The organism is Streptomyces bluensis (genome assembly GCF_014650715.1).
Classification (GTDB): domain Bacteria; phylum Actinomycetota; class Actinomycetes; order Streptomycetales; family Streptomycetaceae; genus Streptomyces; species Streptomyces bluensis.
The window spans coordinates 125,204-140,564 of record NZ_BMVM01000021.1; the positions used below are offsets into that span (position 1 = coordinate 125,204).

Here is a 15,361-nt window from a genome sequence, read left to right on the forward strand (position 1 = left end):
CGGTGGCGCTCCGCCGCCGGGGCTCCCGGCCGTTCAGGACGACCGGCGGGTGGTGAGCGCACAGGCCGGCGCGATCGCGGCCGCAGTGAGCAGCACGGCACCCGCCAAGGGCAGGACGGGCACGGGGACCGTACCCTCCTGCGAGCCCCTGACCAGCGCGCTGACCGCCGCCCGCGCCGGGGAACCCGTGACGACGAGCGCCAGGAGCGCGCCCAGCAGCAGAGCGGGCACGGCGCGGCCCGGCGAGCGCAGCAGCGGACGGGTGGTGAGCGCGCCGACGGCCGTGCCGAGGAGCGCGCACGCGAGCGTGGCGAGCAGCCCGGCGGCTCCGGCCTGGACCGCCGACAGCCGTATCTGGTGATCGGCGCTCGTCGCGTCACTGATGAACGTCACGAAGACCGTGGCCACGACCCCGAGCGCCGCGGCCGCCGCCAGCGCGACCGTCACACACGCCAGGTGCGCCCGCGCCGGGCCCGCCGCGGCGCCGACACAACTGCGTGCCGCGGCCGGCTCGTTGGTAGCGCAGATACGGACCAGCCAGGCGGCGACGGGCAGCAGAGCGGCGGCCGTCCAGCCGAGCGAGTCCAGCACGGGCTGCCCGCTCTGCACGCCGATCCCGAGGACCGCGGCGTACAGGATCACGGGCGGGAGCGCCCGCTGGGAGCGCAGGAGCAGGGCGGCCTGGTAGCGGAGGAGCGCGGTCATCAGGAGTTCTCGGTTTCGACGGGTTCGGGTGTGCGGGGCCGGGGCACGACGCCCCGCGCGGGATCCGACGCGGCATCGGGCACGGGCTCGGGCCGGGGCTCCACGCTCACCACGTGCCACGGCGGCCGGGCCCCGAGCAGCGCCCTGAGCAGGGCGTCCGAGCGGGACTGAGGGACACTGATCCGGTGCGCGTCACCCGCCACCTCCTCCACCAGGGTGGCGAGTTCTGTGACCTCGTCCGGCGGGGCCGCCCCCGCAGGCCCTTGTGCCCGGACGATCACATGAGGGCCGTCCGCACCCGCGTCCTCCTTCCCCGTACCGCGGTCCGTACGAGTACGAGGACTGAGGGCTCCCTCGACGAGGGCGTAGGTCGCGTCCGGTCGCCCCGCCAGCCGGCGCGGGTCGTGGTCGACGAACACCACCGCGCCCCCGGCGGCCGTGCGCTCGGCCACCGCGCGCTCCAGTTCGCCGCGGGCCGGGTCGTCCAGGCCGGTCCAGGCCTCGTCCAGGACCAGCAACTCAGGTGCGGCGAGCAGGGCCTGGGCGACGGCGACCTTCTGGCTGCTGCCCTTGGAGAGTTCCGACATCGGCGTCCGGGCGTGCTCGGCGGCGCCGAAGCGCTCCAGCCACTCGTCGGCGGCATCGGCGGCCGCCGCGCGGGACAGGCCGTGGACGGTGCCGAGATGCATGAGGTAGTCGGCCGCGGTGAAGGGCAGCGCTGCCGGGAAGCGTTCGGGGACGTACGCCGTGCGCGGGCGCCCCACGATCCGGCCTTCCGTGGGCGCGTCGAGGCCCGCGAGGAGACGGAGCAGCGTGGACTTGCCGGTGCCGTTGGCGCCCTCGATACGGACCAGCGCCCCGGGGGCCACCTCCAGGTCGACGCCGGACAGGACCCAGCGGCCGCGTCGCCCGTAGCGGCGGCCCACGCCCTCCAGCCGCAACCGTTGCTGTTCGCGTTCCGGTACCTCACGTGCCATGCGCCCCATCCTCGTACGGGTGTGCGGACGCGCGCAGGGGAACGGATCTTCCGCCTGGCAGACTGGGGTGCGTGACGAGTGACGCGCGTGCAGAGACCTCGCTGAACGGCGACGCGGTGAAAGACGACACAGTGACGGACGACACGGTGACGGACGACACGGTGGCGGACGGCACAGCGCAGGGCAGCCCCTTCCGTGTCGAGTCCGTGTCCCGGGACGAGGCGCCGCAGTTCGTGCTGCCCCTGGTGGCGCGGATCGAGCGGTCCGCTCCCCCGGCCCGTACGGACGCGCTGGAGACGGCGGCCCGTGCGGTGCTGGTCATGCTGAGCGACGAGCGGTCGCTGGGCGACGGCCAGTGGGCACGGGCGATGCGGGACTGGCAGGACGCCCGGATCCGCAAGGTGGTCCGCCGGGCGCGTGGCGCGGAGTGGCGCCGTGCCGAGGCGCTGCCCGGGATCACGGTGACGGGCAAGTCCGCGGAAGTACGGGTCTTCCCTCCCGTTCCCCTGGACGGCTGGCCCAAGGACCTGGCCCGCCTCCAGGTCTCGGGCACGGACCTCGACGACCCGGAACCCCCGATGGACGCGGACCCGGCCGCCCCCGTCCTCTGGATGAACCCGGAGGTCGCCATGTCGGCGGGCAAGGCCATGGCACAGGCGGGCCACGGCGCCCAACTGGCCTGGTGGGAGCTGTCCGACGCGGACCGCACGGCCTGGCGCGACGCCGGCTTCCCCCTCGCCGTACGCACCCCCGCGCCCGACCGCTGGCGGCACCTGACCGCCTCCGGCCTCCCGGTCGTCCGGGACGCCGGCTTCACGGAGATCGCCCCGGGTTCGTGCACGGTGGTGGCGGACCATCCGGCGCTGCGCGACCTCGGACGGCCACAGACGGAGCGTGGTTGAACAACACGGCCGTTCCCTACGTACCTCCCTGCACTGGCCACGTAACAGTTCCCAACGACCAGTTGGTTTCCCCTGGGGAGGCTCTTTTGGAGCGCGTCAAAGTCTCGGTCATCGCCAGCGCGGCCCTCGTCGTCACCGTCGGGGCGCTGGCGTTCCCCGTGTGGTCCTACACCGACCGGTCCGGCACCGCACAGGCGAACATGTCGGCCGGCATGGTGAACACGCAGTGGGGCCCCTTGACGGCCTCCGACCGCGATCTGATCGTCCGTGTGCGGCTGGCGGGGCTCTGGGAGCTGCCGGCCGCGGAGCAGGCGATGCAGCGTTCGTCCAGCAAGACCGTCAAGGAGGCCGCGGACCACCTGATCGTGGGCCACACCGACCTCGACCGGCGGGTGCGGACCGTGGCCACCCAGCTGGGCGTCGAGATCCCGGACGAGCCGAACGAGCAGCAGAAGGGCTGGCTGCGGCAGATGAGCGCGGCCCAGGGCAACGAGTACGACCGGACGTGGGCGAACCTCCTGCGCTCCGCCCACGGCAAGATCCTCCCCGCCATCGGGCAGGTGCGGAACATGACCCAGAACACCCTGGTGCGCCAGCTGGCCTCGGACACCAACCAGACCGTGCTGGACCACATCACGATGCTGGAGAAGACCGGACAGGTCGACTTCGACGCCATCGCCAACGGCACGATCTGACCCGCCCCCGGCGGCACCGCCCGGACCGACGGCGTTCGACGGTCCGGCCTGTCACAGGGCCCGTCACCAGCACAGGTGTCGGTGTCGCCGCCACTCTCACCCTCACGGCCACGCGGCCGTATCGCAGCCGGTTGAACATGCCGACCGGCCTGTACGTACCTCTTGGCACTGGCCAAGCACGTTCCCAACGACCAGTTGGTTTCCTCCGGGAGGCACCTTTGCGACGTTCCAAGGGCACTGTCCTCGTCGCCCTGGCGATCGCCGGCACGATCGGCGCACTCGCCTACCCCGTGTTCGTCTCATACCCCAACCGCAACGCCACCGCCGCGGCCGCGCTCACCGGAGACACGGTGACCACGCAGTGGGGTCCGCTGACCCCGTCAGACCGGGACCTCATCGTCCGCGTACGGCTGGCGGGGCTGTGGGAGGGGCCGGCCGGCCAGCAGGCGCTGGAGCGCTCCTCCGACAAGGTCATGCAGGAGGCGGCGAACCACCTGATCGTGGGCCACGCCGACCTGGACAAGCGGGTGCGGATCATCGCGGCGAAGCTCGGTGTCGAGCTGCCGAACCAGCCCAACGCCCAGCAGCAGGGCTGGCTGAACGAGATGACCGCGGCCTCGGACGCCGAGTACAACCAGGTATGGGCGAACCTCCTGCGCGCCGCGCACGGCAAGATCTTCCCGGACATCGCCACGGTGCGGAACTCCACCCGTAACACGCTGGTGCGCCAGCTGGCCTCGGACGCCAACCAGACCGTGCTCGACCACATCACGATCCTGGAGAAGACCGGAGCGGTCGACTTCGAGAGGATCGCCAACGGGGCGGTCTCCGGGACCGCCAGCCCGACCGGACCGCCACCGCCGATCCCCGGGCAGTCGCCCGTCTCGCCGCCCGCGGCGGAGCCGAGCACCAACCCCGATGTGAGCTCGTCCGTCTCGCCGGGAGCACCCGGCGTGGTCAACACCAACCGGCCCGATCCGGAGGAACTCAACGACGATCAGGGCCAACAACCACAGGTCCAGTAGCCCGTGAGCGGCGGGGGGCCGGAGCGCGGGGGGCCGGAGCGCGGGAAGCCGCCGCAAGCTCAAATGTTGCTCTGAAGGTCCCCTCCGGGGGGTTCGGCCCGCCGTGCCGGGGTCATGAGTCGGGCACGCCGGAACACAGGTCCGCCGCGGGGAGACGACCCACAGGGTCCTGGTGAGGCCTGACCGACGTGACGGAGGAGGGGGCGAGGATGAAGCAGCTGGGGACGGGCATCGGGTGGCGGCCGGAGATCGCCGAGGCCGTGGAGCACATGGCCGCCAGGGCCGGGAACGGGACCGGTGCCGGTGCGGGTGCCGGTGCCGGTGCGGGTGCGGGTGTCGGTGCCGGTGTCGACTGGGTCGAGGTCGTCGCCGAGAACGTCTGCCCCGGCCATCTCCCCGAGTCGCTCACCCGGTTGCGCGAGCGCGGCGTCACGGTCGTCCCCCACGGCGTCTCGCTCGGCCTCGGCGGCGCCGACCGTCCCGCCGAGGACCGGCTGCGGGCTCTCGCGGAGCGCGCGGAGGCGCTGGGGGCGCCCCTTGTCACGGAGCACATCGCCTTCGTACGGGCGGGTGGCCCCCTGACGGCGTCCGACGTGCTGGAAGCGGGGCACCTGCTCCCGGTCCCGCGCACCCGGGACGCGCTCGACGTCCTGTGCGAGAACGTGCGGGCCGCCCAGGCCGCGCTGCCGGTGCCGCTGGCGCTGGAGAACATCGCGGCGCTCATCTCCTGGCCGGGCGAGGAGATGACGGAGGGCCAGTTCCTGTACGAGCTGGCCGACCGTACCGGCGTCCGGCTCCTCATCGACGTGGCGAACCTCCACACCAACCACGTCAACCGGGGCGAGGACCCGTCCAGGGCCCTCGACGAACTCCCGGTCGAGGCCATCGCGTACGTCCATGTCGCGGGCGGTTTCGAACGCGACGGTGTCTGGCACGACAGCCACGCCCACCCGGTCTCCCAGCCCGTGCTCGACGTGCTCGCCGACCTTGTCTCCCGGGTCACCCCGCCGGGAATCCTCCTGGAACGTGACGAGAACTTCCCCGAACCGGCCGAACTGGAGCGGGAGCTGACCGCGATCCGGGACACGGTACGGCGGGCGTCCGCGGCGGAAGGCGCACTGGCCGGCACCGGGGCCGGGGAGCGCGGCACCGCTCCCCGGCGCGACGCCGATCCGGCGCCCTCCACGGGTCCGGCCCGTCAGCGGCTCGGGCTGGCGCAGGCCTCGCTGCTCTCGGCGCTGGTGGCGGGGACGCCCGTACCCGAGGGGTTCGACCGGGCGCGGCTGGGAGTGCAGGGGCGGGCGCTCGGGGCCAAGCGGGCGGACGTGGTGGCGAAGGTGGCGCCCGAACTGCCGGAGATCCTCGGGGAGTCGTACCGCCCGGCCTTCCTCGCGTACACGCACGGGCACCCCATGAGCGGCGGCTACCGCCGCGACGCCCTGGACTTCGCCGAGCATCTGCTGCTCGCCGGGCACCCCGAGGACGCCGAGGCCAGGCGGCGGCTGCGCGAGTGGTGGCTGGACCGCTCGGGCCCCGTCCCGCGCTCCGAGCGCCCGACGGCCCGCCTGGCCCGCGCCACCCGCCGGGTCCTGCTCCGCCGCTGAGTGCGGGCGGTTGACGTGGACCGGGCAGTAACATGCCGGTCTGTAGTCACCCCGCACCCGAAGCGCACTGGCGTGCGGTGCCGCGACAGGAGGCACCATTGCGATCCATCAACCGCGGTGGACTGGTCAGTGGGACAGGGCTGATCGTCGCCGGACTGACGGCGACCCTCGTCGCGCTGATCATTCCTTTCTGGTCGTACGCGGACCGCTCCGGCACCGGCGTCCACGCGCTCAACGCGTCCACTGTGTCGACGGAGTACGGTCCGCTGTCCGGCCTGGACCGGGAGTTCATCACCAAGGTCAGGCTGGCCGGTCTGTGGGAGTTGCCGGCGGGGCAGCAGGCCGAGCAGAAGGGCACGGCCCAGGCCGTGCACACGGCGGGCGCGCACCTCGTCGAGGGCCACACCTTCCTCGACGCACGTGTCCGCGGCGTCGCCGCCCGCCTCGGGCTCGAACTGCCCAACCAGCCGACGGAGGAACAGCGGTCCTGGCTGGCCACCCTGGAGGCGGCCCGGGGCGAGGAGTACGACCGGGAGTTCGCCAACATCCTGCGCAAGGCGCACGGCACGGTCTTCTCCCTGGTCGCGCAGGTCCGCGCCACCACCCGCAACTCCCTGGTCCGCGACCTCGCCGACGACGCGAACGCGACCGTCCTCGACCACATCAAGGTCCTGGAGGCCACCGGGCTCGTCGACTACGACGCCCTCGCCCGCGACGCCGCCTCGAAGAGCACTCCGCCCCTCACCCGCTCCCCGGCCCCGCCCGGCCCGGCCGCTGATCCCGGCTCCCCGGTCCCGGTGACCCCGGCCCCGGACCACAGCCTGCCCCCGGCGGCCATCGGCCCCGAGGAGGACCGGCCCTGAAGCGGAACGTGATGTACCGGTGACCGCGTGTCCGCATCCTGAACAACCCATGGCGATCCGGCGGCCGTTCCCATAGAAACGCGCCCATGGTGTGGCCACTTCTCCTGCTCCTGGCCTGGGTCGCCGTCGGCGCGGCGTGCACACGGCTGTGCCTGGCCTGCGCTCGTACCGACGCCGAACCCAGGGTCGTACGCCGCGATCTGACGCTGTACGAGGCGGCGTTCCTGTCCGGCGGCCCCGCACGGGTCGCCGAGCTGACGCTGGTGGCGATGGCCCGGCAACGGCGCCTGCTGCTCGCGCACACCGGATGGGCGACCGTGGTGGACCCGGACGGGCGGGACGACATGGAGCGTTCGGTGATAGGGGCCATAGGCCCTGAGGGCCAGTCGCGCATTGACCCCGTACGGCAGTCCGCCGCGGCCGCGGAGTCCGTACGGCGGCTCGCCGACCGGCTCGTCGAGGCCGGGCTCGCCGTACCGGACGGCACGCGGACGACGGTCGCGGAGGCCGTCCGCCAGGTACGGGGCTCCGCGCTGCTCGTGACCGCGCTGGGCACCGTCGCCCTGCTGATGCCGGCACACGGCCCCGGCGAGGACCCGGCCTTGATCGCCCTCTGGTTCGCGCTCCCCCTGATCCTCAGCCTGAGCTGCCTGGCCATCGCCCGCGTCGAGGTCCACCCGTACGCGCACTGGGCGTCACCGGCGGGCCTGCGGCTCCTCGCCACGCTCACCCGGCACGCCGAGGGCGACGACGACCGGACGTATCTCACCTCGGTCGCGATACGGGGTGTCCGGGCGGCCGGGGAGCCGGAGGTGCGGGCGGCGTTCGGGCATCGCTAGGGCCTGCCTCTCGCGCCCCTGAGATGTCGCTGCCGCACCACTGCCGACGGGACGCACCGATCAGGCGAGCCCCGCGACCAGTTCCGCCACCGACCTGCGCCGCCCGGTGAAGAACGGCACCTCCTCGCGGACGTGCATGCGGGCCTCGGAGGCGCGGAGGTGGCGCATGAGGTCGACGATGCGGTACAGCTCGTCGGCCTCGAAGGCCAGGATCCACTCGTAGTCGCCGAGGGAGAACGAGGCGACCGTGTTGGCGCGCACGTCCGGGTAACCGCGGGCCATCTTGCCGTGGTCGGCGAGCATGCGGCGGCGGTCCTCGTCGGGCAGCAGGTACCAGTCGTAGCTGCGCACGAAGGGGTACACGCTGACGTAGTCGCGGGGCGTCTCGTCGGCGAGGAACGCCGGGATGTGCGAGCGGTTGAACTCGGCGGGGCGGTGCAGCGCCATGTTCGACCACACGGGCGTGAGCGCGCGGCCCAGCTTGGTGCGGCGGAAGAGGTTGTACGCCTCCTGGAGCTGGTCGCTCGTCTCGGCGTGCCACCAGATCATGAGGTCGGCGTCGGCGCGCAGCCCCGACACGTCGTACGTGCCGCGGACCGTCACGTCCTTGGCGGCGAGCTGGTCGAAGAGCTCCTGGACCTCGTCGGCGTAGCCCGCGCGGTCCTCGGGCAGCACGTCCTTCAGCTGGAAGACCGACCACAGGGTGTAGCGGATGACCTCGTTCAGGTCCTTGGCCAGCTTGCCCTTGTTCGGGATCCTGCCGGACTCGGTGGTGGGGGCGTCGTCACTCATGAACCTATTCTCCCGCTCCGCCGTGCAGGCTCTGCACCGGGTTGGCCGTGAGCTCCTCCACACCACACGGGTCGCCGGCCAGCTGGTCCACCGCCGCGTAGGCGCTCGCGACGCACGCCGGGATGCCGACGCCGTCGTACGCCGCGCCGCACACGGCCAGCCCGGGGAGCCCCGCCACGTGCGCGCGGATACGGGCCACGCGCGCGTGGTGGCCGACGGGGTACTGGGGCAGGCCGTCGTTCCAGCGGGTGACGCGGGTCTCGACGGGCTCGGCGGTCAGTCCGGTGGCCTCGCGCAGGTCGTGGCGGGAGACGGCCACGAGGTGGTCGTCGTCGTGGGTGAGGATCTCCGTCTCGCCGTACCGCCCGACGGAGGTCCGCAGGACGAGGACGTCGGGGTCCTGGTCCGCGATCCAGGACCACTTCTGGGACGCGAAGGTGGACGCCTTGATGGTCCGCCCGTCGACCGGCGGCACGAGGAAGCCACTGCCCTCGGGGAGGGCGGTGCCGGCGCGGCGGTAGGCGAGGGTGACGAGGGCCATGGACGCGTACTCGACGGCGGCCAGCTCGGTCGCGGCGGCGGGCGCCTCGGCACGCAGCAGCTCGGCGGCGGCCGGGGCCGGGACGGCCACGACGACCGCGTCGGCGTGCAGGACACGGTCGCCCGCGACGACACGCCACGCCGCCGGGGTCCTGCGCAGCTCGCTCACCGGCGTCCCGGTGAGGATCTCGCCGCCCCGCGCGCGCACCGACGCGGCGACCGCGAGCGGCAGCCCGCCCACTCCCCCCTCGATGCCCATGAACACCGGCCCGGTCTGCTGCGCGGCGGCGGCCCTGGCCTGGACCTCGCGGACGGCCTCCGTCAGGGAGGCGTGGGCGCGGGCCGCCCCGAAGAGCTGGGGGACGGCCGACCGCATCGAGATACGGTACGCGTCGCCCGCGTACACACCGCCCAGGAGGGGCTCCACCAGACGGTCGACGACCTCTCGGCCGAGTCGGGCCGCCACGTACTCCCCCACGGCCACGTCGTCGCCGAACTCCGTGCGCGGCAGGTCGGCGTCACGCTCGATGCGCCGCAGACCCTCCTCGGAGAGCACCCCGGCCAGGGCGGACGCCGTGCCCGGCACCCCCATGACGTGGCCCTTGGGCATGGGGCGCAGGGCGCCGCGGGTCCAGATCGAGGCGGTGGCCGTGGCGGGCGGCTGGAGGCGGTCCGTGAGGCCCACCTCACGGGCCAGGCCGACCGCCTCGGGGCGGCGCGCCAGCATCGACTCGGCGCCGAAGTCCACCCGCACGCCCGCGATCTCGCCGGGCAGCAGCTTGCCGCCGATCCGGTCCGACGCCTCCAGGAGGGTGACCCGCGCGCCCCGGTCCAGCGACCGGTGCGCGGCGGCCAGCCCGGCGACGCCGCCCCCGATGACGACGACGTGCCCCGCCCCCGCACTTGATCCACGCATGCCTCCACCTTCTCAGACCCCACTGACAGGACGGTGATGCCGGGTGATGCCGGGTGATCGACCGGTGCCCCGGCCGAGCCCCCGCCGAGTTCCGGCCGAGTCCCGGCCGGGTCCTGGCCGTGACCGCATCGGGACCGTAAGTGCCCAACGTTCCGGGCCGTTCCGGCGTCGAAGGTACGTCCGTCACGACAACCCTCGGGGGCAACCAGACATGGCCGAAACACGTATACGACGATCCCGGCGACCTGTGCGGGCCCTGGCCGCACTGTTCCTCGTCACCTCGCTGGCGCTCGCCGGGTGCAGTTCGGGCGGGGACAACGGGGGTTCCGACAGCGCCGCCCAGAGCAAGCAGCAGGCCGGTGCGGGTGCCGACTTCAGCGCGAGCGACGCCAAGGGCGGCAGCGCGGGCAAGGCCACCCGGGCACCCGATCCCACCGCGAGCCACATCATCCGCACCGCCTCGCTGACCGTGCGGGTCAAGGACGTGCCGAAGGCCCTGGACGCGGCCCGCACCACCACGGAGAACGCGGGCGGGTTCGTCGGCGGCGAGACCACCACCCGCGACGGCAAGGGCCGCGAACGCACCCGTGTCACGCTGCGCGTGCCCATCGACACGTACGAGGAGGTCCTGGCCGACCTGGAGGGCACGGGCGAACTGATCGAGCGCGAGGCGAAGGCCGAGGACGTCACCGACCAGGTCGTCGACGTGGAGAGCCGCATCGCCTCGCAGCGGGCCAGCGTGGCGCGGATCCGGGAGCTGATGGACCGGGCGACGAAGCTGAGCGACGTGGTCACCCTGGAAGGCGAGTTGAGCAGGCGTCAGGCCGATCTGGAGGCCCTGCTCGCCCGGCAGGCGTCCCTGAAGGACCGCACCAGCCTCGCCACGATCACGCTCTCGCTGACCGAGAACCCGGCGAAGAAGGCCACCGAGGACGACGATCCGGGCTTCCTGGACGCGCTCGCGGGCGGCTGGAACGCCTTCGTCACCATGTTCCGCTGGATCGCGCTCGCGCTCGGCGCGCTGCTCCCGTTCCTCCTGGGCGCCGCCCTGCTGGTGCTGGTGTGGGTACGGGTCGTCCGGCCCAGGCGGCCGCAGCGCCCGGCCCCGGCGTCCGCGTCGGCGATGTCCGCGCTGGGCCCGCTGCCGCAGGCCCGCCCGGCACCGGAGGGCGCGCGACCGCGGGAGAGCGGCGAACAGGACTGACGGGACCGACAGGGCCGACGGGACTGAAATGCCCTGTCCCCGTAGCGTGTTCGCATGAGCATGAGCGATAGGCGGGGCGCGAGGGGCACGCGGGGTGCGCGGGGTGCGCGGGAGCGCATGGTCGTGATCGGTGGCGACGCGGCGGGCATGTCCGCCGCGTCGCAGGCGCGTCGGCTGCGGGTCCCCGAGGAGCTGGAGATCGTGGCCTTCGAGCGGGGCCACTTCACGTCCTTCTCGGCGTGCGGCATCCCGTACTGGGTGGGCGGTGACGTCACCGACCGGGACCAGCTGATCGCGCGCACGCCTCAGGAGCACCGCGCGCGGGGGATCGACCTGCGACTGCGCACGGAGGTCACGGAGATCGACGTCCCTGGATCACGCGTCCGCGCGCGGGACGTCGATTCCGGCGCGGAGTCCTGGACGTCGTACGACAAGCTCGTGATCGCGACCGGCGCCCGCCCGGTCCGCCCGCCGCTGCCCGGCGTCGACGCGCCCGGCGTGCACGGCGTGCAGACCCTGGACGACGGACAGGCCCTCCTCGACACGCTGGCCGCCACGAAGGGCCGTCGCGCGGTCGTGGTCGGCGCCGGGTACATCGGTGTGGAGATGGCCGAGGCCCTCATCAACCGCGGGTACGAGGTGACGGTCGTCAACAGCGGCCAGGAGCCCATGTCCACGCTCGACCCCGACATGGGGCGCCTGGTGCACCGGGCCATGGCGGGGCTGGGCATCACGATGGTGAACGACGCCGAGGTCACCAGGCTGCTGACCGGCGAGGACGGAAGGGTGCGGGCGGTCGCCACGGAGGACACCGAGTATCCGGCGGACGTGGTGATCCTCGGCATCGGCGTACGCCCGGAGACGGCGCTCGCGCAAGCGGCGGGCCTCCCGCTCGGCGACCACGACGGCCTGCTCACCGACCTGGCCATGCGCGTGCGCGGCCACGAGGACATCTGGGCGGGGGGCGACTGTGTGGAGGTCCTCGACCTGGTCTCGGGCCGCGAGCGGCACATCCCGCTGGGCACGCACGCCAACAAGCACGGCCAGGTCATCGGCACGAACGCCGGCGGCGGATACGCCACGTTCCCCGGCGTGGTCGGCACGGCGGTCAGCAAGGTCTGTGACCTGGAGATCGCCCGCACCGGCCTGCGGGAGAAGGACGCACGCCGGGCGGGCCTGCAGTACGTGACCGCCACCGTCGAGTCCACGAGCCGCGCGGGCTACTACCCGGGCGCCGCCCCGATGACCGTCAAGATGCTCGCCGAACGCCGCACCGGCCGCCTCCTCGGCACCCAGATCGTCGGCCGCGAGGGCGCGGCCAAACGCGTCGACATCGCGGCGGTGGCACTGACGGCGGGCATGACGGTGGACGAGATGACGTCATTGGACCTGGGCTACGCCCCACCGTTCTCCCCGGTCTGGGACCCGGTACTGGTAGCGGCACGAAAGGCGACAAAGCAGCTGCGAAGCAGCGAGCTTTAGGGGCGCGGGGCTGTGTCGATATGCGGCTCCGCCGCGTGGGCGCGACCAGCCCCGACGAGCCGGCAGCCCAAAACCGACAGGAACCCCACGGCGCCCGACCCACCCAACCAGCGGGGCTAAGCCGTTCCGTTGATCCTCTCGATCGCCTGCCGTGCCTGCTCCGCCGGCGGCCGCGGCGGCAACGACGACACGGACGCGCTCCCGGACATCGCGGGCGGCTGCTCACCCGCCGGCCTCGCGTGGGCGGCAGCCGGCCGCGCGGACCGCAACCGGTGGCTGACGGCCTCGTCGAGCGTCACGGGCCGCTTCATCTGCGCGGCGAGCCGGCCGGCCTCCTGGCCGAGCCGTGCCACGTCCTCCCACGGCAGGCGCACCACCAGGGTGATCTCGGCCTCACCGTCGGGCGTGGCGTGCATCGGAGGAGTAACTCGGTCGTTCATCGCCTGATCCTCACGTAGTTCATCACGAAGTTCGTCGCATCGCGGGCGTTGAGGAGACATACGTACGCGGAGACGGTCGCGTTCACCCACTGGGGCGCAACGTCGCGTGGTAGGCGCGTGGCTCGGCGGCGACACACGGTTCCGGGGTCCGTCAGGGGGCACTAGTTCCTTGTGGTCATCCCCGTCCATGATGTGATGCCCGTACGCACGACGCCGTATGTGACGTACGCGCTGATCGCTGCCAATGTCCTCGTCTTCCTCTTCATGCCGGGCCTCTCCGGCTCGGTGGCGGGTGACAGCGGCCTGGCGCAGCTGTGCCATCTGCAGGCTTTCCTGGACCACTACGCGGCGGTGCCCAGGGAGCTGATCCACCACCAGCTGCCGCGGCTGGTGCCGACGGGCCAGGTCGCCTTCGACCCGCAGCGGGGTCCCGGATGTCTGGTGGGCCCGCCGGGCTACGTCAAGTCGCCCGTGCTGTCGGTGTTCACGGCGATGTTCCTGCACGGCAGCTGGCTGCACCTGCTGGGCAACATGCTCTTCCTGCTGATCTTCGGCAACAACATCGAGGACCGGCTCGGCCATGTGCGGTACGCGCTGTTCTACGTGGTGTGCGGGTACGCGGCCGCGTACGGGTACGCGCTGGCGAACTCGGATTCCACCGCGCCGCTGATCGGCGCGTCCGGGGCGATCGCCGGGGTGCTCGGCGCCTATCTGGTGCTCTACCCCAGGGTGAGGGTCTGGATCCTCGTGCCGTTCCTGCTGTTCCTGCCCCTGCGGCTGCCGGCCTGGGCGGTGTTGGGCTTCTGGTTCGGGCTGCAGGCGGTGTACTCGTCGGGCGCGGCCCTCTCACACGCAGGGACCGTGGCGTACGCGGCCCATGTCGTCGGCTTCGTCGCGGGCATGCTGCTGGCCTGGCCGCTGCGCCCCGGCACGCCACCACCACCCGAGCCGGGCGGCATCCTGTTCGGCAGACGCGCACGGCCGGGCTGGTGACCGCGACACCGGGTCACACGGGTTCCGCGCCGTCAGCAGCCTCTCCGGCCGCGTGCACGGTACGGAATCCCCGTCGGTAGGCCGACGGCGACGTACGCATGGTCCTGGAGAAGTGGTGCCGGTAGGTCACCGGCGACTCGAAACCCACGGCCGTCGCGATCTGCTCCACCGAGGCATGCGAGGTCTCCAGCAACGGCAGGCTCGCCCGTACCCGCTGCGAGATCAGCCAGCGGATCGGTGAAGTCCCCGTGACTCTGGCGAAGTGGCGCAGATAGCTGCGCTCGGACATCCGCGCCTGGCGGGCGAGCGCACCCACCGTGACCGGCTCGCTCAGGTGCTCAAGGGCCCATGCCATGCTGCGCGCGACCCCGTGGTCCTCGGACGGCGCCGGCACCGGTGCCTCGATGTACTGCGCCTGGCCGCCGTCCCTGTGCGGCTGGATCACCAGTCGGCGCGCCACCGTGTTGGCCAGCTCCGTCCCGAAGTCCTTGCGTACCAGGTGCAGACACAGATCCAGCGTGGCAGCGCTGCCGGCACCGGTCAGAACGTCCTCGTCGTCGACGTACAGGGGATTGGGATCCACCGCGACCCGCGGGTGACGGGTGCGCAGCAGATCGGCCCAGCGCCAGTGGGTGGTGGCGGGCCGTCCGTCGAGCAGCCCGGCCGCCGCCAGTGTGAAGGCACCCATGCACGTGGAAACGATGCGCGCGCCGGCGCGGTGCGCCGCCCGCAGCTCTCGGACGAGCGCGCCGGACGGCGGCACCTCCGGATCGGCGCTGCTGGGCACGATGACCGTGTGGGCCAGGCGCAGCTGCCGTAGCCCGTACCGCGTGGTCAGCACGGCACCCCCTGCCATGGGCACCGAGGAGGGCCGCTCCGCGCAGAGCCGCAGCTCGTAGTGCGCGGGCATCAGATCGCTCAGATACGGACCGAAGACCGCTGTGACCATGCCGATCTCGAAGGACGAGGTCTGATCGGTCACCAGCACGGCGACGCGGTACGGGGGGTCTTGCTGCCTCTGGATCATCCGTCGCTCCTCTGCCAAGAGCCCTGGCGGAATCTTAGCGAAAGGCGTCACTACCGCCACTGTTCCGGTAGGACCCCCTGCGGGATCGTGGTGGACAGCAGTGCACGAGAGAGGGGCAGGGACGGACATGCGCGCACTGGGCATCGCCTGCAAGCGTTTCTTCCGCGACGTGTGCTACGGCATCGACGCGGCCCACGCGATCCGCCACGGGTTGAAGCCGGCGCCCCAGCCCGGCCGCGTCGTGAGGGTCGCTTCCCCACTGCCCTTCAGGCAGCGGGGAAGCGACTTTCGCGACGGGGCCTAGGTGTATTGCCCTGTGAGGTTGGGGACGCGGCTGGCGGGTGGTTGGCCCTTCAG

15 protein-coding genes are annotated in these 15,361 nt (G+C 72.7%); 9 read left to right on the plus strand and 6 right to left on the minus strand.

Annotation, left to right across the window (positions count from 1 at the left end; translation table 11 throughout):
- Positions 1 to 33 precede the first annotated feature (33 nt).
- Positions 34 to 705, minus strand: coding sequence for an ABC transporter (locus tag IE262_RS39910; protein ID WP_229877774.1), 672 nt, complete (start codon positions 703 to 705; stop codon positions 34 to 36).
- Positions 705 to 1,682, minus strand: coding sequence for an ABC transporter ATP-binding protein (locus IE262_RS39915; RefSeq protein ID WP_229877776.1), 978 nt, complete (start codon positions 1,680 to 1,682; stop codon positions 705 to 707). Before IE262_RS39915 ends, IE262_RS39910 begins: the two co-directional genes overlap by 1 nt.
- Positions 1,683 to 1,828: 146 nt before the next feature.
- Here IE262_RS39915 and IE262_RS34285 point away from each other — a divergent pair, with 146 nt between their 5' ends.
- The 6 genes from IE262_RS34285 to IE262_RS34310 all read left to right on the plus strand — a co-directional run bounded on the left by IE262_RS34285 (position 1,829) and on the right by IE262_RS34310 (position 7,610).
- Positions 1,829 to 2,584: a peptidyl-tRNA hydrolase gene (locus IE262_RS34285; protein ID WP_189879255.1), complete on the plus strand. Its 756-nt coding sequence runs from the start codon at positions 1,829 to 1,831 to the stop codon at positions 2,582 to 2,584.
- A gap of 86 nt (positions 2,585 to 2,670) precedes the next feature.
- Positions 2,671 to 3,279, plus strand: a complete 609-nt coding sequence (locus IE262_RS34290) for a DUF4142 domain-containing protein (RefSeq protein WP_189879226.1) — start codon at positions 2,671 to 2,673, stop codon at positions 3,277 to 3,279.
- 218 nt (positions 3,280 to 3,497) lie between these two features.
- Positions 3,498 to 4,304, plus strand: a complete 807-nt coding sequence (locus IE262_RS34295; protein ID WP_189879228.1) for a DUF4142 domain-containing protein — start codon at positions 3,498 to 3,500, stop codon at positions 4,302 to 4,304.
- A gap of 209 nt (positions 4,305 to 4,513) precedes the next feature.
- Complete coding sequence (locus IE262_RS34300; RefSeq protein ID WP_189879230.1) at positions 4,514 to 5,908, plus strand: MbnB/TglH/ChrH family RiPP precursor modification enzyme; 1,395 nt, start codon at positions 4,514 to 4,516, stop codon at positions 5,906 to 5,908.
- A gap of 98 nt (positions 5,909 to 6,006) precedes the next feature.
- Positions 6,007 to 6,771, plus strand: a complete 765-nt coding sequence (locus tag IE262_RS34305) for a DUF4142 domain-containing protein (protein ID WP_229877778.1) — start codon at positions 6,007 to 6,009, stop codon at positions 6,769 to 6,771.
- A gap of 86 nt (positions 6,772 to 6,857) precedes the next feature.
- Complete coding sequence (locus IE262_RS34310) at positions 6,858 to 7,610, plus strand: TIGR04222 domain-containing membrane protein (protein WP_189879234.1); 753 nt, start codon at positions 6,858 to 6,860, stop codon at positions 7,608 to 7,610.
- 60 nt (positions 7,611 to 7,670) lie between these two features.
- Here IE262_RS34310 and hemQ read toward each other — a convergent pair whose 3' ends face one another.
- Both hemQ and hemG read right to left on the minus strand, forming a co-directional pair.
- Positions 7,671 to 8,402 carry a hydrogen peroxide-dependent heme synthase gene (hemQ, locus tag IE262_RS34315; RefSeq protein ID WP_189879236.1) on the minus strand — a complete coding sequence of 244 codons (732 nt, stop codon included), beginning with the start codon at positions 8,400 to 8,402 and terminating at the stop codon, positions 7,671 to 7,673.
- A 4-nt stretch (positions 8,403 to 8,406) separates the two neighbouring features.
- Complete coding sequence (gene hemG / locus IE262_RS34320) at positions 8,407 to 9,858, minus strand: protoporphyrinogen oxidase (protein ID WP_189879238.1); 1,452 nt, start codon at positions 9,856 to 9,858, stop codon at positions 8,407 to 8,409.
- 211 nt (positions 9,859 to 10,069) lie between these two features.
- Here hemG and IE262_RS34325 point away from each other — a divergent pair, with 211 nt between their 5' ends.
- Both IE262_RS34325 and IE262_RS34330 read left to right on the plus strand, forming a co-directional pair.
- Complete coding sequence (locus IE262_RS34325) at positions 10,070 to 11,062, plus strand: DUF4349 domain-containing protein (RefSeq protein ID WP_189879240.1); 993 nt, start codon at positions 10,070 to 10,072, stop codon at positions 11,060 to 11,062.
- 54 nt (positions 11,063 to 11,116) lie between these two features.
- The gene (locus IE262_RS34330; RefSeq protein WP_189879242.1) at positions 11,117 to 12,544 is read left to right on the plus strand and encodes an FAD-dependent oxidoreductase; all 1,428 of its coding nucleotides are present in this window, start codon (positions 11,117 to 11,119) and stop codon (positions 12,542 to 12,544) included.
- A gap of 116 nt (positions 12,545 to 12,660) precedes the next feature.
- Here IE262_RS34330 and IE262_RS34335 read toward each other — a convergent pair whose 3' ends face one another.
- The gene (locus IE262_RS34335) at positions 12,661 to 12,984 is read right to left on the minus strand and encodes a hypothetical protein (RefSeq protein WP_134028853.1); all 324 of its coding nucleotides are present in this window, start codon (positions 12,982 to 12,984) and stop codon (positions 12,661 to 12,663) included.
- Positions 12,985 to 13,155: 171 nt separating this feature from the next.
- Between IE262_RS34335 and IE262_RS34340 the strand changes: the two genes are divergently transcribed.
- Positions 13,156 to 13,977 carry a rhomboid family intramembrane serine protease gene (locus IE262_RS34340; protein ID WP_134028855.1) on the plus strand — a complete coding sequence of 274 codons (822 nt, stop codon included), beginning with the start codon at positions 13,156 to 13,158 and terminating at the stop codon, positions 13,975 to 13,977.
- Positions 13,978 to 13,990: 13 nt separating this feature from the next.
- On the opposite strand, the gene IE262_RS34345 is transcribed toward IE262_RS34340, so the two are convergent.
- Positions 13,991 to 15,004, minus strand: a complete 1,014-nt coding sequence (locus IE262_RS34345; protein WP_134028857.1) for a GlxA family transcriptional regulator — start codon at positions 15,002 to 15,004, stop codon at positions 13,991 to 13,993.
- Positions 15,005 to 15,361: the final 357 nt, after the last annotated feature.